The following is an 18,442-nucleotide window of genomic DNA, read 5'->3' on the forward strand; positions in this document are numbered from 1 at the left end:
GATGGGGGTCCGGGGGAAGGGGGAAAGGGAAGCCCTTTTCAAAGGGTTCCCTTTCCCCCTTCCCCCGGCCGATCGCTGCTGTCCTCATCCGTAAAGCTCGAAGACTCGCCAACGGCTGGAGGCCCGGAGGCGCTAAAAATACGCCAGCGTCTGGGGCGGGGTTTTGTCCTGGAAGAGCGCCTCGATGCGGTCGCGGTCGGCGGCGGAGATTTTGAGGTCCGAGACGTTGAGGATGGCGCCGAATCCGCCGTAGGTCTTGACGGCGCGGTCGATGAAGTCGGCGTCGACGAACGCGCCGGTCAGGGTGACGGAGCGGCCGCCCCAGGAGACGGTCAGGGGCAGGAGCGGGTCGCGTTCCGGGGCCCTGGTGATGAGGTTGCCGGTCCTGACCAGGGCTTCGCGGACCTGGGCCGGGAACATGCCGCCCAGGCAGGCGAGAGTCTCGATAAAACCGGGCATGACCGCGAGGTAGTAGTAGTGGTCGATCTTGCAGGCCACGGACCGGCCCGGCATGTTCAGCAGCCAGGGCTCGTCGGCATACGCCTTGCCCAGCGCCTTTTGCAGGTGGTCGATGCTCGCCGTGTAGTCCGCCAACGCCATGTCGCCCTCCCCGGTTGCAGGATGCGCCACGAAAAACGCCCCGCAGGGCGGGGCGTTCGGATATGCTAGTTCACACGCTTGTCGAATCGCTTGAGGTAGTCGGCCCGCAGGATGCCGTTGACCTTGCCCTCGATGTGCTCGACCTTGGCCGGGTCGTCGATCTTGGCCGACAGGGCCTCGAGCTTGGCCGGGATGATCCGCTGGCAATAGTCGCTGCGGGCGTAGGTATCCATGTTGACGTGCGTCTGGTGGCTGACCACGTAGCAGGCCACGATCTTGGCCGCGTAGAAGTTTTCGTAGGCGGTCGCGTAATCGGAGGCCTTCTCGGCGCACTGGCCCTTGAGATAATAGGCGTAGGCCAGGTCCATGGCGCTCTCGGGCTGGGCGATGGTGTTGTCCAGGTAGACCTGGGCTCCGGCGCAGTCGCCCTGCTTGACCATCGCCCATCCGGAATCGAGGTCGTTTTTCTGTGCGCCGCAGGCGGCGAGCAGGGAAATCATGGCCGTCATGGCCGCAGCAAGCAGAATTCGTTTCATGTCGGTTATCCTCTCGAAAAAAGCATCTCTCTCGGTTTATTGGAATATCTAGCCCAACATCGGGATGAAGTCCACCCCTCTAAATGGAAATGACCAAAGGCACGACCACCGGGTCGCGGCCCAGCACCTTGCGAAAGAACCGGCGCAGGGCCGAGCGGATGCGCTCCTTGAGCTTGGCCGTATCGCCGGGCGGGATGTTCTCGTGCACGTCCAGGACGATGCACTTGGCGTCGTCGAGCAGATGCATGTACTGCTGCTCGAAGACGAACCCCTTGCTCATGATGTCCGGGCCCATGGAGATTTCGCCCGAGGCCTCGTCCACCACCAGAACCACGATGACCATGCCCTCGCCCGCCAGGAGCTGGCGTTCCTTGAGCACGGATTGGCCCACGTCGCCCACGCCCTTGCCATCCACCAGGATCTTGTCCGCCGCGATGCGCTGCGGCAGCTCGATGGCCCCGTCCTCATGGAAGGTCACGGGCTGGCCGTTCTCCACGACCAGGGATTTCTCGTCCTCCACGCCGCAGTCCACGGCCAGCCGCCGGTGCTTGACCAGGTGGCGGTACTCGCCGTGCACGGGGATGAAATATTCGGGCCGCACGGTCTGGAGCATGAGGGTCAACTCGCCCGCATGGGCGTGGCCCGAGGCGTGGATGCCGTGCATCTTCTCGTACAGGACCTCGGCCCCGAGGCGATAGAGGTTGTTGATCACCCGGTTGATGGCCTTGACGTTGCCGGGGATGAACCGCGAGGAGAGGATGAACAGGTCGTCGGGCCGCACGGACAGCTGCCGGTGCTCGCCCATGGCGATGCGCGACAGGGCGGCCAGGGGCTCTCCCTGAGAGCCGGTGACCAGCAGGACCAGCTGGGAGTCGCCGTATTGCTCCAGGGCGTCCAGTTCGATGAACGTGCCCTTGGGCACCTTGAGGTGGCCCTGATCCCGGGCCAGCTCGATGTTGCGGTGCAGGGACTTGCCCGAGACGGCCACCTTGCGCCCTTCGGCGTCGGCCAGGTCGAAGATCTCCTGGATGCGCTGGATGTGGCTGGAAAAGAGAGATACCAGGATGCGCCCCTTAGCCGTGTTGAAAATCTCGCGCAGGGAGACCTTGATCTCCCGCTCGGTCAGGGCGAACCCCTCGCTGCCCACGTTGGTGGAGTCCGAGAGCATCAACCGCACGCCCTCGTCCGAGAACTTGCGGAACGCGGCCAGGTCGGTAGCGTGGCCGCCCAGCGGGTTGCGGTCGATCTTGAAGTCGCCGGTATGCACCACCCGGCCCGCCGGGGTCTCGATGCCCAGGCCGAACCCCTCGATGATGGAGTGGCAGACCGGAAAGAAATTGAAGCGGAAGTCGCCGAGCAGGAGCCGGTCGTAGGGACGCACGGGACGCAGGTCGGCCCAGCGGTCCAGGTCGTGCTCGCGCAGCTTGTTCTCCACCAGGCCGAGGGTGAACTCCGAGCCGTAGACCGGCACGTCCACGTTCTGCAGCAGCCAGGGCAGCGCGCCGATGTGGTCCTCGTGGCCGTGGGTCAGGACGATGCCGTTGAGCATCTTCTTGTTGCGCAGGACGAAATCGAAGCAGGGAATGACCACGTCCACGCCGAAATGGTAGTCCTCCGGGAACATCAGGCCGCAGTCGACCATGACCAACGATCTGTCGGTCCGGTAGAGCATGCAGTTCATGCCGATCTCGCCGAGCCCGCCCAGCGGATAGAGTGTGAAGGACTTTTCGACCATGCCCCTACCCCTTTGCCAGCAGTTCCTGGTACGCCGTGTTCATCATGGCGTACAGGTCGTCCTTGAACCGTTCGCGTTCCTTGAGGGAATACTGCGCCGGGTCGATGACCGGCAGCGCCTTGAACCGGACCACGGGCCGGTTGTCGATGAAGAAATCGCCCTTGCCCATGACGCGCCCGGTGTTGGTCATGACGAACGGGACCACGGGCAGCCCGGCCTTGAGCGCCAGGATCATGGCCCCGATCTTGAAATCCATGAGTTTGCTCAGATCCAGGTTGCGCGTGCCCTCCGGGAAGATCAGCGGAGAGATGCCCGCCTTGGCGGTCTCCACGGCCTCGTTCAGGGACTGCATGGCCGCGCGCCGGTTGCCCCGGTCGATGCAGATGTGCCCGGCGTGGCCGAGCGCCTTGCCGTAGATGGGAATCTCGAACAGGGACTTCTTGGCCACGAACCGGATGCGGTTGCCCTTGAGCAGGTAGAAGAGCACGGGAATGTCCAAATTGGACTGGTGGTTGCCGATGAACACGTAGTGCCCTTTCGGGTCCACGTCGCCCATGTCCGCCTCGATCCTGACGCCCGAAAGCTTCACGGCGGCGGCCCCCCAGGCCAGCCCCCAGCGGTCGTATTCCTCGGGCGTGGCCGTCTCCGGGTCCACGCTGAGCATCTTCAGCGAGTACCAGATGGTCACCGGTACGAGCAGTATGGTGAAAAACAGTCGTCGAAACATGATCCGTCCTTGTTGAGCAAACTCCCCTGTAAGTAAACCAAAAGACTGCATGAAACAATGACAAAAAAAAGGCGACGGTCCAAGCCGTCGCCCTTTTTGTTCGATTTTGGAGCCGGATTACTCGGCGTCGTGCTTCTTGTTGGCCGCGATGACCTTTTCGGTCTCCTGGGGCGGGCATTCCTCATAGGCGGCGAACTCCATGAAGAAGGTGCCCTGGCCGCCGGTCATGGAGTTGAGGTCCGGGGCGTAGCGCAGCATCTCGGCCATGGGCACGTGAGCCTTGACCTCGGTGATCCCTGCCTGGGAGTCGGAACCCAGCACCTTGCCGCGCCGCGACGACAGGTCGCCGATGACGTCGCCCATGAACGAGTCGGGCACGGCCACGGTGACCAGCATGATCGGTTCGAGCAGGGCCATCTTGGCCTTTTCGCAGGCCTTCTTGAAGGCCAGGGAACCGGCCACCTTGAAGGCCATTTCCGAGGAGTCCACGTTGTGGTAGCTGCCGTCGTACAGGGTCACCTGGAAGTCAATGACCGGGTATCCGGCAAGCACGCCGCGCGCGGCGGTCTCCTGGACGCCCTTGTCCACCGCCGGGATGAACTGGCGGGGGATGGAGCCGCCCACGATCTGGTCCACGAACTCGTAGCCTTCGCCGGACGCCCTGGGGGCGACGTGGATCCAGCAGTCGCCGAACTGGCCGCGTCCGCCGGACTGCTTCTTGTGGCGGCCCTGGATTTCGCGGGCGCCGGTCTTGAAGGTCTCGCGGTACGGGACCTTGGGGGTCTTGAGCAGGATGGCGGTCTTGTAGCGGCGCTTGGCCTTCTCGACCGAGATTTCGATGTGGTTCTGGCCCATACCCGAGAGCAGGATGTCGGCGGACTCCTCGTCGCGGCCGAGCGTCAGGGTGATGTCCTCCTCGAGCAGCTTGGCCACGGCGGCGTAGACCTTGTCCTCGTCTCCCTTTTCCTCGGGGGCCAGGGCGAAGGTGATCAGCTGCGGGGCCAGGGCGGGCTTGGCCAGCTTGAACTCGCCCTTTTCCACCAGGGTGTCGCCGGTGTGGGTGTTCTTGAGCTTGGCCAGGGTGACGATGGCGCCCGGACCCATGGGGGTCTTGACCGGGGTCTGTTCCTTGCCGGTCATGAGCAGGAGCTGGCCCACGCGTTCCTTCTCGCCGTTGTCGGTGTTGACCAGCTGGGAGTCGGGAGAGAGCTGGCCCGCCAGGACGCGGACCACGGTCAGCTGGCCCGCGAACGGGTCGGCCTGGGTCTTGAAGACGAAGCAGGCCAGGGGCTCGTCCGGGGAACTGGCCAGTTCGGAACCGTCCTCGCCCAGCCACGGCTTGTGGACCAGGGGGCCAGGGAGCAGGTTCTGCACGGTGTCGAGGATCATCTGGCCGCCCTGGCAGTTCAGGGCGGAGCAGACGACCACCGGGACGAGCTCGCCGGAGGCGACGCCCGCCTGGAGGCCCTTGGTGATGTCCTCGGGGGCCAGTTCGCCTTCCTCGAAATATTTCTCCATGAGGTCTTCGTCGGATTCGGCGATGTTCTCGATCATGGTCTCGCGGATGGTCTCGACCTCGTCGGCGATGTCGCCGGGGATCTCGCCCTCGGTGACCGCGCCGTCCGCGCCGAACATCAGGGCCTTGCCGGACAGCATGTCCACCACGCCCTTGAAATTCTCCTTGGAGCCGATGGGATAGTAAAGCAGTGCCGGACGCGCGCCCAGGGCATCGTGGATGCCGTTGAAGGCCATGTCGAAATCGGCCCGGTCGCGGTCCATCTTGTTGATGACGATCATGGAGGGAAGCCCCATCTCCTGGACCAGGGCCCAGACCTTGCGGGTCAGCGGCTTGACGCCGTCCACGGCGTCGATGACCATGACCACGCCGTCGGCGGCGGTCAGGGAGTAGGAAAGATCACCCGCGAAGTTGGAGTCACCGGGGGTGTCGATGAGAAAGTGGTCGTTCTTGTTCCACTTGAAGCTGGCGAAACCGGGCTGAATCGAACCGCGACGCTTGATTTCCTCGGGCTCGAAGTCGAGGACGGTGTTCCCCTCTTCGACTTTGCCGAGGCGGTTTACAACTCCCGAGTTGAAAAGCAGCATCTCGGCGACGGTGGTTTTGCCGCTACCGCCGTGACCGACGAGTGCATACGTTCTTTGGGTCTTGAGGTCAGGCATACTTCACTCCACATCGTTTCTGGTTGTCCTTATCGGTGTCGCGGAGCCGCTTTCGCCCCGCGAAAAGCACAGCACTTGGTTTTTTACGGGTTTAGTCCTATAGGAAGACCAACGCGAGAATGTCAAGTGTTGCCAGCTCTCCAACTTTATTCCAACCACTTGAAATAACGTTATTTTTCTACGAGCTTCTTCATAAAATACCCTCTTTCGCAAACAATATCAATCCGTTGTCGCGACATTGAGAGAAACTTCCAGGAGTCCGCATTGCAGCTCACAAGCGAGATTTTCATGTCCTCGACCAAGGCCATCCATACCGGGGGCGGCCACCTTTTCTGGTCGGGCAGTATTTCGGAATCGTTGAAAGATTCCATCGCGGAATTCGGCCAGTCCGCCCCGGTCCTGGTGTACAACGGAACCGAGGGGCCGACCCTGGCCGCGGGCGGCGCCCGGCTGGCCATCCTGGCGGAACTGGACCGCCCCGTGCTGGCGCGCATGGTCGAGGGCGCGGACGACGTCTCGCTGGGCCTGCTCTATCTGGCGGACAACGCCCACCGGCAGCTCGACGACGCCATGCGCTTCAAGGCCGTGCAATACTTCGCCCCGCTCCTGGACAGAGCGGACCTGGAACAGGACATCCTGCCCCGGCTCGGGGTCAGGGCCAAGTCCAAGGACGCCCGCCTGCTCCTGGACTGGCTCTCCCTGCCCGAAGCGTGGCGGGAGCTCCTCGGGAGCGGCACCCTTCCGCTGGCCTCCGGAATGGTCCTGGCCCGTATGAACGATGCCGACCGCGATGCGGTCATGCCGCTGTTCGCGGGCATGACCTGGTCCCGCTCCAACGCGGTCAACGTCCTGACCTGGCTGTACGAGGCCGCCCGCATGGCCGGGTGCCCCGTTGCCGAGGTCATGGACAGGGCCGGCATGCCCGCCCTCCTCGACCAGGGGCTGTCGCCCAAGGACGCCATCGCCCGGCTGTGCGCCGCGGCCCGCCAGGTCCGCCACCCCGAGCTGTCCCGGCTGCGCGAACGTTTCGAGGCGGCGGCCCGGACCGTCACCGGCGGCACGGCCTGGAAGCTGGCCCAGCCCGACAATTTCGAGACCGACGGGGCCGAGCTGTCCGTGCGGGTCAAGGACCCGGACCATCTCGCCCGGGCCGTGGAGGAATTGCAACGAATGGCCGACAACCCGGCCTGGAAAACCGTGTTCCATCCGGGCGGCGACAATGACTAGCCTGCCCAGCCATCTGCGCAAGATCGGCCAGGTGTTCGTGGACGAGTCCATGACCGGCACGCCCATCGCCCGCCGGGTCCGCGAGCGGCTGGCCGAGGGCGGCCGGGCGGACATCCCGTGGACCGTGATCCCGCCCGACCAGGACCGCGTGGTCTTCGACCAGGGCGACACCCAGGCCGTGTACCTCAAGGAGTACAAGGGGCGCTTCCTGCGCTTCTGTCCCGGCACCCGCGCCTACCACTGCTGCGGCTACAGGATCATCCACATCGGCGAGAACTGCCCCATGGCCTGCTCCTACTGCATCCTCCAGGCCTATTTCCAGGACCGGGTGCTCAAGGTCTGGGCCAACCAGGACGACCTGTTCCGCGAGCTGGCCGACGGCTTCGGCGCGGACCGCGACACCCGCTACCGGGTAGGCACCGGCGAGTTCACCGACTCCCTGGCCCTGGAGCACCTGACCGGCTACAGCCGCGACCTGGTCCATTTCCTGGAGGACTACGACAACGTGGTTCTGGAGCTGAAGTCCAAGGTGGTGGACCTGTCCTGGATGGACGGGACCACGCGCACGGACCGCGTCCTGCCCGCCTGGTCCCTGAACGCCCCGTTCATCAACGAGCACGAGGAGTTCGGCGTATCCACGCTGACGCAGCGGCTGGAGGCGGCCCGGACCTGCGCCGAGGCGGGCTTCAGGGTCTGCCTGCACTTCGACCCGATCATCCGTTTCGACGGCTGGCGCGAAGGCTACGGCGAGATCATCGACCGCATCTTCGACTATGTGAAGCCGGAGCAGATCGCCTACATGTCGCTGGGCTCCTTCCGCTGCATGCCCCAGCTGACCCCGATCATCGAGGACAAGTTTCCGGAGACCACGTACATATATAATGAATTCATCCCCGGCCTGGACGGCAAGGCCCGCCTGCTCCGTCCCCTGCGCGTGGAGCAGTTCCAGTTCATGGTCGACCGGCTGCGCGCCCACGGCATGGAGGAGCAACTCTACTTCTGCATGGAGTCCACCGAGGTCTGGAACGAGGTCTTCGGCTACGCGCCCAAGGACTTCGGCGGGCTGGGCAAGCGGCTGATGGGGCGGGCGTTCGGCGAAAAATAACGGCCCGGAAAAGGTTGCAAACCGGGATAAACCGCAATTTCCCCCTTGCCAAGCCCACGTTCATGCGTTAAGTACCCCCGACTTTAAATTCACACATCCCGCCCATAACTCCGGGTGGCCCGTGATGGCACGGGCTCCTTATTGGACCGCGGGATGGACGAAAAACCCAGGAGATTATCATGGCTTACGTTACTATGAAGCAGATGCTGGAGACCGGCGTCCACTTCGGCCACCAGACCCGCCGTTGGAACCCCAAAATGCGCCCCTACATCTTCGGCGCCCGCAACGGCATCCACATCATGGACCTGCAGCAGACCGTCAAGATGTTTGCCACCGCCCATGACTTCATCGTCGACACCGTGGCCAAGGGCGGCAAGGTGCTGTTCATCGGCACCAAGCGCCAGGCCCAGGAGTCCGTCAAGGCCGAGGCCGAGCGCGCCGGCATGTTCTTCGTCACCCATCGCTGGATGGGCGGCACCCTGACCAACTTCCAGACCATCAAGAAGTCCATCGACCGCCTCAAGACCCTCGAGCAGATGTTCGAGGACGGTTCCATCTCCCGCTACACCAAGAAGGAAGCCGTGGGCATGAACCGCGAGGTCAAGAAGCTGAACCTGGCTCTGGGCGGCATCAAGGACATGAACGACGCCCCGCGCGCCGCTTTCGTCATCGATCCCAAGCGCGAGCAGATCGCCATCCAGGAATGCCGCAAGCTCGGCATCCCGGTCGTGGCCGTGGTCGACTCCAACTGCGACCCGGACATGGTCGACTACATCATCCCGGGCAACGATGACGCCATCCGCGCCATCAAGCTGTTCGCCACCCACATGGCCGACGCCTGCCTCGAAGGCGCCGCCATGCAGAAGGACTACGCGGCCAACGCCAAGGTCGAAGCCAAGGCTGCCGCCGAAGCCGCCCCTGTCGCGGAAACCGAAACCGAAGAGAAGGCCGAGGCTCCCGCCGAAGCCGCTTCCGAGGAGTAGAGAATAATGTCGATCACTGCCGCACAAGTTAAGGCCCTGCGCGAGAAAACCGGCGCGGGCATGATGGATTGCAAAAAGGCCCTGGCCGAGTCCGCCGGAGACGAGGAAAAGGCCGTCATGTACCTTCGCGAGAAGGGCTTGTCCAAGGCCGCCAAGAAGGCCGGACGCGCCACCTCCGAAGGTCTGGTCACCCCGTACGTCTCCGAGGACGGCAAGACCGCCGTCATCGCCGAGCTGCTCTGCGAGACCGACTTCGTCGCCAAGGGCGACGACTTCGTCGCCTTCGCCAACGCGCTCTCCGAGAAGATCGCCGGTCTGGACGTGACCTCCGGCACCGCCGAAGATCTGCCCGCCGAGGTGGCCGACGTCACCGACCTGATCGCCAAGCTGGGCGAGAACATGGGCGTGGGCCGCTTCGCCAAGGTCACCACCGACGGCGTGCTGGGCGTGTACATCCACTCCAACAACAAGCTCGGCGTCATCGTCGAGCTCAAGGGCACCGACGACGCCGAGGTCGCCAAGGACGTGGCCATGCACGTGGCCGCCATGAACCCGGCCTGCATCTCCCCCGAGGAGCTGCCCGCCGAGACCCTGGAGAAGGAAAAGGCCCTGTATATCAAGCAGGCCATGGACGAGGGCAAGCCCGAAGCCATCGCCGAGAAGATCGTCGTGGGTCGCCTGAACAAGTTCTACAAGGACGTCTGCCTGATCGAACAGGCCTTCATCAAGGACGACAAGCAGACCATCAAGCAGATCCTGAAAGGCGGCACCGTGGCCAGCTTCCACCGCTTGGCGCTCGGTGAAAAGGCCGAGTAACCGAACAGCCGAAAAAATGAAAACGGGCCTTACGGCCCGTTTTTTTTGTCTGAAAAACATGCTATCGCCTTTGGGCGAGATCGTTTCGCAACCTTTCTTACACGCAGGGGTACCAATGACCAAGACGCGTTATTCGCGGATTCTACTCAAACTGAGCGGCGAGGCCCTGGCCGGGGACCAGCAGTTCGGCATCGAGCCCGAAGCCATCGGGCAGTTCGCCAAGGAGATCGCCGAAGTGGCCGCCACCGGCCTGCAGATGGCGCTCGTCATCGGCGGCGGCAACATCTTTCGCGGCATGGCCGCCTCGGCCAAGGGCATGGACCGCGCCCAGGGCGACTACATGGGCATGCTGGCCACGGTCATGAACGCCCTGGCCGTCCAGGACGCGCTCGAAAAGAACGGCTGCGACACCCGGGTCATGACCGCCCTGTCCATGGCCGACGTGGCCGAGCCGTACATCCGCCGCCGCGCCCTGCGGCACATGGACAAGGGCCGCGTGGTCATCTGCGCCGCCGGCACCGGCAACCCATACTTCACCACGGACTCGGCCGCAGCCCTGCGCGCGCTCGAGCTCAAGTGCGACGCCATCTTCAAGGCCACCAAGGTCGACGGCGTGTACGACAAGGACCCCGTCAAATTCCCGGACGCGGTCAAGTACGAGACCGTCTCGTACATGGAAACCCTGGAAAAGCGGCTCGGCGTCATGGACTCCACGGCCATCTCCATGGCCCGGGACAACAACCTGCCGATCATCGTCTTCAATCTGTACAAGGAAGGCAACATCCGCAGGGCCGCCAACGGTGAAACCATCGGAACGACTGTTCAAGGAGACTAATATGAAAACCGTACTCGACGACGGCAAGAAGAGAATGGCCGGCGCCATCAGCGCCCTGGACAAGGACTTCGGCAAACTGCGCACGGGCCGCGCCACCACCGCCCTGGTGGACACCCTCATGGTGGACTACTACGGCACGCCCACGCCCATCAGCCAGCTCTCCTCCGTGTCCGTGCCCGACTCCAAGACCATCACCATCCAGCCCTGGGACAAGGGCGCGTTCGGGGCGGTCGAAAAGGCCATCCAGACGTCCGACCTGGGCCTGAACCCGGTCAACGACGGCAAGATCATCCGCATCGTCATCCCGCCCCTGACCGAGGAGCGCCGCAAGGAGCTGGTCAAGGTGGCCAAGAAATACACCGAGGACGCCAAGATCGCCATCCGCAACGTGCGCCGCGACATGAACGACGCGCTCAAGAAGATGGAAAAGGACAAGGACATCTCCGAGGACGACCTGCGCCGCAGCGAAGGCGACGTCCAGAAGATGACCGACGACTATGTCAAGAAGGCCGACGAGGTCATGGCCGCCAAGGAAAAAGAGATTCTGGAAATCTAGGACCACCCTTGAGCACCATGCATATTCCCACCCACATAGCCATCATCATGGATGGCAACGGCCGGTGGGCGAAACAGCGCGGGCTGCAGCGATCCGACGGCCATCGGGCCGGGACCGAGGCGGCCCGCGCCGTCGTCACCCGCTGCCGCGAGCTCGGTGTGCGCCACCTCACCCTGTACACCTTCTCCAAGGAGAACTGGTCGCGCCCCAAGGACGAGGTCCGGACCCTGTTCGACCTGCTGACCACCTTCCTCAAGCGGGAGGAGAAGAGCCTCAGGGAACAGGGCATCCGCCTCAAGGTCCTGGGCGACATCGGCGACATGCCCCTGGCCGTCCGCCAGGTGCTCAGGCACGTCATGCGCCAGACCGCCGAGTGCACGGACATGACCCTGAACCTGGCCCTCAACTACTCGGGCCGGGAGGAGATCCTCCGCGCGGCCCGGGCGCTCGCGGCCCAGGGCGTTTCCCCGGAGGACATCACCGAAGAATCCTTCGCGAACGAGCTGTGGACGGCGGGCCAGCCCGACCCGGACCTGGTCATCCGCACCAGCGGGGAGCTGCGGCTGTCCAACTACCTGCTGTTCCAGTCCGCCTATGCCGAGTTCTACTTCACGGACATCTACTGGCCGGACTTCACCCCGGCGGAACTGGAAAAGGCCATCGAGGACCTGAACGGCCGCCAGCGCCGCTTCGGCAGGACCGGCGACCAGCTGGACGGCGAATGAACCGCCCGCGTCCATTCGGCGGCCCGGCGTGTTGCCCCCTGCCGTCAAATAGCGTAGAGAAAACGGATTCGCACCCAATGCGAAATCACCATTAACCGCTGAAATCATCCATGGATATCTCCCCGCACAAGCAACGAATCGCCACCAGCGCCGTCCTGGCCATGCTCCCCGCCCTGGCCCTCATCTTCCAGGGATGGGTCCTGTTCGCGGTTCTCGCCCTGTTCAGCGTCCTGACCCTGTGGGAATTCTACTCCATGTTCCGGCCCGTGCAGTCCATGACCGCCTTCAAATCGCTGGGCGCGGCCTGCACCTTCCTGCTCATGGGGGCCTACACCACCGGGGACGCCCGCTATCCGGCGGTCATCCTGGCCCTGGCCTTCTGGGCCTCGTCCATGGTCTTCCTGCTGCGCTACAACAAGGACGTGGCCGCCTCCTACCGGCACGCGGCCATCTTCCTGGCCGGGCTGTTCTACATCCCGCTGAATTTTCATTTCTTCCTGTATTTCGACCGGCTGGAAATCCTGCTCGTCCTGGGCGCGGCCGTGCTCTCGGACACCGCCGCCTTCTACGCCGGGTCCCTGTTCGGCAAGAAGAAGATCTGGCCGCGCATCAGCCCCAAGAAGTCCTGGGCCGGGTCGCTGGGCGGCATGGCCGTCTGCACTGCGGGCACCATGGCCTGGGGGCTCTTCCTCGGCCTGCCCGAGGTCGCCTGGTGGAAGTGGATGCTCCTCGGCATGGCCCTGAACGTGGCCGCCCAGCTGGGCGACTTCTTCGAGTCCGCGCTCAAGCGCTCCCTGGACATCAAGGACTCCGGGACCATCCTGCCCGGCCACGGCGGCCTGCTCGACCGCGTGGACAGCCTGCTCATGGTCATACCCACCTATGGGCTGATCGCCATGATCCAGCCCTTCTTCCCCTAGGCCGGGCCGTCAATGAAAACCTACATTTCCGCCTGGCCGGCATCGGTCGAGTGCCCGCCCTTTCCGCGCAGGCTCGCCATCCTCGGGGCCACCGGCTCCATCGGCGACTCGGCCCTGAAGGTGGTGGCCAAGCACCCGGAGCGGTTCACGGTCACGGCCCTGGCGGGCGGCCGCAACGGCCAAAAACTCGCCCGGCTGTGCAATCGCTTCAAGCCCAGGTACGCCGCCGTGCTCGACGACGCGGCGCGCCGCGAATACTTCGCCTATGTGGAGGACGGCTGCCCCACGGAGCTGTTCGTCGGCCCCGACGCCTACGTGCGCCTGGCCGCCCTGGACGACATGGACCTGGTCCTCTCGTCCATCGTGGGGGCCGCCGGGTTCGAGCCGACCCTGGCGGCGGCCGAAGCGGGCAAGATGATCGGCCTGGCCAACAAGGAATCGCTGGTCCTGGGCGGGCATCTCATCCGCGCGGCCTGCAAGGCGTCCGGGGCCGTGATCCTGCCCGTGGACTCCGAGCACAACGCCCTGTTCCAGGGGCTGGCCGGACACGGCTCGGACGACGAGCTCAAGCGCCTCATCCTGACCGCCTCGGGGGGCCCGTTCCGGGGCAGGGACCGGGCGTTCCTCGAGACTGTCACCCGTGAGCAGGCCCTGGCCCATCCCAACTGGAGCATGGGCGCGAAAATTTCCATCGACTCGGCCACCCTGATGAACAAGGGCCTCGAATTGATCGAGGCCTGCCACTTGTACGGCCTGCCGCCGGACATGGTCGACGTGGTCGTCCACCCCCAGTCCATCGTCCACTCCCTGGTGGAGTACGTGGACGGCTCCCAACTGGCCCACCTGGGCAACCCGGACATGCAGGTGCCCATCGCCCACTGCCTGTGCTACCCCGAGCGGGTCACCGTGGACGTGCCCCGGCTCAACCTGGCCACAGTGGGCACCCTGACCTTCGAAGAGCCGGACCTGGACGCCTTCCCCTGCCTGCGCCTGGCCCGCGAGGCCTTCGACGCCGGGCCGAGCCACCCCATCGCGCTCAACGCGGTCAACGAAATCGCCGTGGACGCCTTCCTCAAGGAGCGCATCGGCTTCACCGACATCCCGGCCATGATCGAGACCGGGCTTGACCGCCACGTCCCTGTCGACGTATCCACGCCCGAGGCGGTCCTGGCCCTGGACGACGAAGTCCGGCGGGAAACAAGGGCGCGCCTCTAGCCAACCAGCCGAAAATGGTTATAGTTATCCGAGCCGCACGCTTTTTTCACCAACGCGGCGCCACGAGGAATGCATGATCACGAGCACCATCGCCATTGTCCTGGTCCTGGGCGGACTTATATTTTTCCATGAACTGGGGCATTTTGTCGTGGCCCGTATCTTCGGCATGGGGGTCAAGGCCTTCTCGCTGGGCTTCGGACCCAAGCTGGTCGGCTTCACCTCGGGGAAGACCGACTACAAGATCTCCATGGTCCCGCTGGGCGGCTACGTGGCGCTGGCGGGCGAACAGGGCGAGGAGGAGACGGACTTTCCGGACGACAAGCTCTTCTCACACCGTCCGGCCTGGCAGCGCCTCTGCGTGGTGGCCGCCGGCCCGTTCTTCAACTTCCTACTGGCCTTCCTGATCTACTGGTTCCTGGCCCTGGCCCAGGGCCAGGCCGTGATCCTGCCCCTGGTGGGCGGGGTCCTGCCCGACTCCCCCGCAGCCGCGGCCGGGTTCGTCAAGGGCGACATGGTCACGGCCATAGACGGCGTGCCCGTGGACTCCTGGACCCAGATGGTCGACACCATCCGCGCCGCCGAGGGCAAGCCCCTCCAGGTGGTCGTGGACCGGTCCGGCAACAAGCTGACCCTGACCGTCACCCCCCACGTCAACACCTTCAAGAACCTGTTCGGCGAAGACGTCACCGTGCCCATGGTCGGCATCAACCAGGCGGGCAAGGTGCGCTACGAACCTATAAAGGGCATCGGCGTCATGCCCGCCCTGTCGCACACCTGGGGCATGTCCGAAGTGGTGGTCAAGGGATTCCTGTCCATCATCGAGCGGCTCATCCCGGTGGAGTCCGTGGGCGGCCCGATCATGCTCGCCCAGATGGTCCACGAATCCGCCCAGAACGGCCTCTACGCCCTGCTCGGCATGATGGCGCTGATCTCCATCAACCTGGCGATCATCAACCTGCTGCCCATCCCGGTGCTGGACGGCGGGCACATCCTCTTCTTCGCCCTGGAGATCGTCTTCCGCAAGCCTCTCAACGAACGCTGGAAGGCCATGTCCATGCGCGTGGGCCTGCTCATCCTGCTCCTGCTCATGAGCCTGGCCATCTTCAACGACGTGCGCAGGCTGCTCGGCTAGGCGACCCCATGGCCATGCCCAAGACCACGCCCCCGCACGACCTGACCTTGGTCCTGTCCGGCCCGGAGGAACGACTCCAGCTCGTCCTGGGCCAGCCCGGCCCGGACGGAACGACCCTGCTCGCTTCCCGCCAGTGGACCGTGCCCGGCCAGTCCGTGCGCTTCCTCATGCCGGGCCTGCAATCCGTGCTCGACGAATTCGGCCTGGACACCTCGACGCTCGGGCGCATCGCCTGCGTGCGCGGCCCGGGCAGCTTCACGGGCCTGCGCCTGGTCCTGGCCGCCGCTGAAGGCGTGGCCGCCGGACTCGGCCTGACTCTGGCCGGGCTGGAATACCTGCCCCTGCTGGCCTCCGGGCCCGGCCCGCTCCTGAGCGGCCCGCTCCACGTCCTGACCTACGCCCGGCGCGGCCTGGTCTACCTGCAGTCCTTCCGCTGCCCGGACCTCACCGAGATCGCCCCCCTGGACTCCCTGTCCCTGGAACAGGCCAGGCAGCGCATGGCCGACAGCGGCCCCGAGGCGCACCTCATGGGCAGCGGCCTGCGCAAGAACCCGGACTTCTTCGCGGACCTGTTCGACGCCAATCCCGGCTACGTCCCGCTCGACGCCGCCTTCGACAACCCCGCGCCCGAGCAGCTCCTGGCAGCCGCCCACCGGGCCGCGTTCTCCAATGACTCCATCGAGCCCATCTACGTGCGCCCGTCCGACGCCGAGGCCAACCTGGCCCAGATCGCGGCCAAGCGCGGCCTGGACCCGGACGAGGCCCGCAGGAAGCTCGAAGCCCTGAGCCGGGCCTAGCCCCCCGACGCCCTGCCCGAAAGCCCCCAAGGTTGCCAGACGGCCCTCCTTGCGGGTAGATTCGGGCATGCAGACCAATCCCGTCCTCCTCGAAGTCTTCAAGAACCGCTTCTCCTCCATCGCCGAGGAGATGGGCGTAACCCTGACGCACACCGCGTTCTCGCCGAACATCAAGGAGCGCCGCGACCTGTCCTGCGCTGTCTTCGACGCCGACGGCGACATGATCGCCCAGGCCGCGCACATCCCGGTGCACCTCGGGTCCATGCCCCTGTCGGTCAAGTCCGCCATGGCGGCCATGGACGAGCGCGGCGGCTTCGAACCGGGCGACATGGCCATGCTCAACGACCCGTTCAAGGGCGGCACCCACCTGCCGGACATCACCATCGTGGCCCCGGTCTTCGCCAAAGGGGCCGACAAACCGGCCTTCTTCGTGGCCAACCGCGCCCACCACGCCGACGTGGGCGGCATGGCCTCCGGGTCCATGCCCCTGTCCACCTCCCTGTTCCAGGAAGGGCTGATCATCCCGCCCGTGCGCATCGTGCGCGGCGGCGAGGTGGACCGGGAGCTCATGCGCCTGATCCTGAACAACGTGCGCACCCCGGCGGAGCGCGAGGGCGACTTCTCGGCCCAGTTCATGGCCAACGTCACCGGGGTCCGGCGCATGGCCGAATGCATCGGCAAGTACGGCCTGAACACCTGCGCCCACTACGCCCGCGCGCTCATGGATTACTCCGAGCGCATCACCCGGCAGGCCGTGGCCGCCATCCCGGACGGGACATACGAATTCGAGGATTTCCTGGAGGACGACGGCCAGGGGGCCAAGGATGTCGCCATCCGCCTGGCCATGACCGTCTCCGGCGACCGCGCCCATCTCGATTTTTCCAAAAGCGACGGCCAGGTGCGCGGCAGCGTCAACGCGGTCCGGGCCATCACCCTGTCCGCCGTGCTCTACGTGTTCCGCGCTCTGGCCGCCCGCGACATCCCGGCCAACGCGGGCTGCCTGCGCCCCCTGACCGTGACCACCCGGCCCGGCTCGGTGGTGGACGCCGAGTTTCCGGCCGCCGTGGCCGGGGGCAACGTGGAGACCTCCCAGCGGCTGGTGGACGTGCTCCTCGGCGCGCTGGCCAAGGCCCTGCCCGAGTCCATGCCCGCCGCCTCCCAGGGGACCATGAACAACCTGACCATCGGCGGGCGGACCGCCAAGGGCCCCTTCGCCTACTACGAGACCCTGGCGGGCGGCATGGGCGCGGGCCCTGCCCACGACGGCGAATCCGCCGTGCACTCGCACATGACCAATACCCTGAACACCCCGGTGGAGGCCCTGGAATACGCCTACCCCTTCCGCGTACGCGAATACGCCATCCTGCGCGGCACGGGCGGCCAAGGCGACCACAAGGGCGGGGACGGCCTGGTGCGCGAGATCGAACTGCTGGCCGATGCCGAGGTCACGGTCCTGTCCGAGCGCCGCACCCGCGCGCCCTTCGGCGTGAGCGGCGGCCTGCCCGGTTCGCCCGGCCGCAACGTGGTCAGCGAAAACGGCGCCCCCCACCCCGAGCCCGGCAAGTTCCACCGCGCCCTGCGGGCCGGGGACCGCGTGCGCATCGAAACGCCCGGCGGCGGCGGATTCGGCGAACCCGAAACCGACTGACGCCTCCCGTTACCGGAGAGTTGATACACTCCGGCCATGTGAACGCCCTACGGCTGTAACCTGTCGGCGATAGAGCAGTTCCCATAAGGAGTTGTTCCCATGGACCGCATACGCGTACTTTTCGTCTGCCGACACAACAGCGGACGCAGCCAGATCGCCGAGGCCTTTCTGCAACGCTTCGGCCAGGACCGGTTCGAGGCCCACAGCGCCGGGACCGTGCCCACCGCCGTGGATCCCCTGGTCACCGAAGTCATGCGCGAGGAGAACTTCGACCTCCGCGACAAGACGGCCAGCGACGTCCGCGACCTGCTGCGCGAACACCAGCCCTACCACTACCTGATCACCACCTCCGGCCCGGACGTGCTCAAGGACCTGCCGCCCCTGCCCGCCGAAACCACACGCCTCAACTGGGCCTTCCCCGATCCCGAATACGTCACCGGCTCGCTGGAGGAACAACTCGCCGCCGCCCGCGCCATCCGCGACGACATCCGCACCCAGGTCATCCGCTTTCTGCACGATTTTTAGGGAGGGAGATGCCTCCGGCGGCCGGGGGAAGGGGAGAGGGGAACCCTTTGGAAAGGGTTTCCCTGTGCAACCGGAAACATGGGTAACAGTTCTGCCCGGGTACATGGGTAACACTTTTATTGTTCGTCCACCGGTTCCGGGGGCCTGATCAGGCCCCCGGAACCGGTGGCGGGCAGGACGCC

18 protein-coding genes are annotated in these 18,442 nt (G+C 65.2%); 13 read left to right on the top strand and 5 right to left on the bottom strand.

The genetic code is table 11. The annotated features are described in order from the left end of the window. Positions 1–132 precede the first annotated feature (132 nt). From AB6M95_RS16735 to fusA, 5 genes are all read right to left on the bottom strand, one after another. Positions 133–600: a hypothetical protein gene (locus AB6M95_RS16735; protein WP_371387889.1), complete on the bottom strand. Its 468-nt coding sequence runs from the start codon at positions 598–600 to the stop codon at positions 133–135. A gap of 65 nt (positions 601–665) precedes the next feature. After that, positions 666–1,136: an outer membrane protein assembly factor BamD gene (locus AB6M95_RS16740; RefSeq protein ID WP_371387890.1), complete on the bottom strand. Its 471-nt coding sequence runs from the start codon at positions 1,134–1,136 to the stop codon at positions 666–668. Positions 1,137–1,215: 79 nt separating this feature from the next. Continuing rightward, positions 1,216–2,871 (bottom strand): ribonuclease J, encoded by a 1,656-nt coding sequence (locus tag AB6M95_RS16745; RefSeq protein ID WP_371387891.1) that lies wholly within the window; start codon positions 2,869–2,871, stop codon positions 1,216–1,218. 4 nt (positions 2,872–2,875) lie between these two features. Further along, complete coding sequence (locus AB6M95_RS16750; protein WP_371387892.1) at positions 2,876–3,598, bottom strand: lysophospholipid acyltransferase family protein; 723 nt, start codon at positions 3,596–3,598, stop codon at positions 2,876–2,878. Positions 3,599–3,715: 117 nt separating this feature from the next. After that, complete coding sequence (fusA, locus tag AB6M95_RS16755) at positions 3,716–5,776, bottom strand: elongation factor G (RefSeq protein ID WP_371387893.1); 2,061 nt, start codon at positions 5,774–5,776, stop codon at positions 3,716–3,718. A gap of 264 nt (positions 5,777–6,040) precedes the next feature. On the opposite strand from fusA, the gene AB6M95_RS16760 reads away from it, so the two are divergent. From AB6M95_RS16760 to AB6M95_RS16820, 13 genes are all read left to right on the top strand, one after another. Further along, positions 6,041–7,003 carry a ParB/RepB/Spo0J family partition protein gene (locus AB6M95_RS16760; RefSeq protein WP_371387894.1) on the top strand — a complete coding sequence of 321 codons (963 nt, stop codon included), beginning with the start codon at positions 6,041–6,043 and terminating at the stop codon, positions 7,001–7,003. Beyond that, positions 6,996–8,108 (top strand): SPL family radical SAM protein, encoded by a 1,113-nt coding sequence (locus AB6M95_RS16765; RefSeq protein WP_371387895.1) that lies wholly within the window; start codon positions 6,996–6,998, stop codon positions 8,106–8,108. Before AB6M95_RS16760 ends, AB6M95_RS16765 begins: the two co-directional genes overlap by 8 nt. Positions 8,109–8,287: 179 nt before the next feature. Beyond that, the gene (gene rpsB, locus AB6M95_RS16770) at positions 8,288–9,091 is read left to right on the top strand and encodes a 30S ribosomal protein S2 (protein WP_371387896.1); all 804 of its coding nucleotides are present in this window, start codon (positions 8,288–8,290) and stop codon (positions 9,089–9,091) included. Between the two features lie 6 nt (positions 9,092–9,097). Further along, positions 9,098–9,907 (top strand): translation elongation factor Ts, encoded by an 810-nt coding sequence (tsf, locus tag AB6M95_RS16775; RefSeq protein ID WP_371387897.1) that lies wholly within the window; start codon positions 9,098–9,100, stop codon positions 9,905–9,907. 115 nt (positions 9,908–10,022) lie between these two features. Next, positions 10,023–10,742 carry a UMP kinase gene (gene pyrH / locus AB6M95_RS16780; protein WP_371387898.1) on the top strand — a complete coding sequence of 240 codons (720 nt, stop codon included), beginning with the start codon at positions 10,023–10,025 and terminating at the stop codon, positions 10,740–10,742. A gap of 1 nt (position 10,743) precedes the next feature. After that, positions 10,744–11,298: a ribosome recycling factor gene (frr, locus tag AB6M95_RS16785; protein WP_371387899.1), complete on the top strand. Its 555-nt coding sequence runs from the start codon at positions 10,744–10,746 to the stop codon at positions 11,296–11,298. Positions 11,299–11,315: 17 nt separating this feature from the next. Continuing rightward, positions 11,316–12,023 carry a polyprenyl diphosphate synthase gene (gene uppS, locus AB6M95_RS16790; RefSeq protein WP_371387906.1) on the top strand — a complete coding sequence of 236 codons (708 nt, stop codon included), beginning with the start codon at positions 11,316–11,318 and terminating at the stop codon, positions 12,021–12,023. A 110-nt stretch (positions 12,024–12,133) separates the two neighbouring features. Then, entirely contained in the window at positions 12,134–12,943 is an 810-nt protein-coding gene (locus AB6M95_RS16795; protein WP_371387900.1) for a phosphatidate cytidylyltransferase, read from the top strand. Between the two features lie 12 nt (positions 12,944–12,955). Further along, positions 12,956–14,158, top strand: coding sequence for a 1-deoxy-D-xylulose-5-phosphate reductoisomerase (dxr, locus tag AB6M95_RS16800; RefSeq protein ID WP_371387901.1), 1,203 nt, complete (start codon positions 12,956–12,958; stop codon positions 14,156–14,158). A 73-nt stretch (positions 14,159–14,231) separates the two neighbouring features. After that, positions 14,232–15,290, top strand: a complete 1,059-nt coding sequence (gene rseP, locus AB6M95_RS16805; RefSeq protein ID WP_371387902.1) for an RIP metalloprotease RseP — start codon at positions 14,232–14,234, stop codon at positions 15,288–15,290. Between the two features lie 8 nt (positions 15,291–15,298). After that, positions 15,299–16,087 carry a tRNA (adenosine(37)-N6)-threonylcarbamoyltransferase complex dimerization subunit type 1 TsaB gene (gene tsaB, locus AB6M95_RS16810; protein WP_371387903.1) on the top strand — a complete coding sequence of 263 codons (789 nt, stop codon included), beginning with the start codon at positions 15,299–15,301 and terminating at the stop codon, positions 16,085–16,087. Positions 16,088–16,154: 67 nt separating this feature from the next. Beyond that, positions 16,155–17,735, top strand: coding sequence for a hydantoinase B/oxoprolinase family protein (locus AB6M95_RS16815; protein ID WP_371387904.1), 1,581 nt, complete (start codon positions 16,155–16,157; stop codon positions 17,733–17,735). Positions 17,736–17,834: 99 nt separating this feature from the next. After that, the gene (locus AB6M95_RS16820) at positions 17,835–18,260 is read left to right on the top strand and encodes an arsenate reductase ArsC (protein ID WP_371387905.1); all 426 of its coding nucleotides are present in this window, start codon (positions 17,835–17,837) and stop codon (positions 18,258–18,260) included. The last annotated feature ends 182 nt before the right edge of the window (positions 18,261–18,442 follow it).

It is taken from the genome of Pseudodesulfovibrio karagichevae, assembly GCF_041414475.1.
Classification (GTDB): Bacteria; Desulfobacterota; Desulfovibrionia; order Desulfovibrionales; family Desulfovibrionaceae; genus Pseudodesulfovibrio; species Pseudodesulfovibrio karagichevae.

Excerpts from the sequence above, each read along its gene's own strand:
- tsaB (WP_371387903.1), top strand. The coding sequence starts at position 15,299 with ATGGCCATGCCCAAGACCACGCCCCCGCACGACCTGACCTTGGTCCTG.
- AB6M95_RS16750 (WP_371387892.1), bottom strand. The coding sequence starts at position 3,598 with ATGTTTCGACGACTGTTTTTCACCATACTGCTCGTACCGGTGACCATC.
- pyrH (WP_371387898.1), top strand. The coding sequence starts at position 10,023 with ATGACCAAGACGCGTTATTCGCGGATTCTACTCAAACTGAGCGGCGAG.
- AB6M95_RS16765 (WP_371387895.1), top strand. The coding sequence starts at position 6,996 with ATGACTAGCCTGCCCAGCCATCTGCGCAAGATCGGCCAGGTGTTCGTG.
- rpsB (WP_371387896.1), top strand. The coding sequence starts at position 8,288 with ATGGCTTACGTTACTATGAAGCAGATGCTGGAGACCGGCGTCCACTTC.
- AB6M95_RS16735 (WP_371387889.1), bottom strand. The coding sequence starts at position 600 with ATGGCGTTGGCGGACTACACGGCGAGCATCGACCACCTGCAAAAGGCG.
- AB6M95_RS16820 (WP_371387905.1), top strand. The coding sequence starts at position 17,835 with ATGGACCGCATACGCGTACTTTTCGTCTGCCGACACAACAGCGGACGC.
- fusA (WP_371387893.1), bottom strand. The coding sequence starts at position 5,776 with ATGCCTGACCTCAAGACCCAAAGAACGTATGCACTCGTCGGTCACGGC.
- AB6M95_RS16740 (WP_371387890.1), bottom strand. The coding sequence starts at position 1,136 with ATGAAACGAATTCTGCTTGCTGCGGCCATGACGGCCATGATTTCCCTG.
- AB6M95_RS16745 (WP_371387891.1), bottom strand. The coding sequence starts at position 2,871 with ATGGTCGAAAAGTCCTTCACACTCTATCCGCTGGGCGGGCTCGGCGAG.
- AB6M95_RS16815 (WP_371387904.1), top strand. The coding sequence starts at position 16,155 with ATGCAGACCAATCCCGTCCTCCTCGAAGTCTTCAAGAACCGCTTCTCC.
- dxr (WP_371387901.1), top strand. The coding sequence starts at position 12,956 with ATGAAAACCTACATTTCCGCCTGGCCGGCATCGGTCGAGTGCCCGCCC.
- AB6M95_RS16795 (WP_371387900.1), top strand. The coding sequence starts at position 12,134 with ATGGATATCTCCCCGCACAAGCAACGAATCGCCACCAGCGCCGTCCTG.
- frr (WP_371387899.1), top strand. The coding sequence starts at position 10,744 with ATGAAAACCGTACTCGACGACGGCAAGAAGAGAATGGCCGGCGCCATC.
- uppS (WP_371387906.1), top strand. The coding sequence starts at position 11,316 with ATGCATATTCCCACCCACATAGCCATCATCATGGATGGCAACGGCCGG.
- tsf (WP_371387897.1), top strand. The coding sequence starts at position 9,098 with ATGTCGATCACTGCCGCACAAGTTAAGGCCCTGCGCGAGAAAACCGGC.
- rseP (WP_371387902.1), top strand. The coding sequence starts at position 14,232 with ATGATCACGAGCACCATCGCCATTGTCCTGGTCCTGGGCGGACTTATA.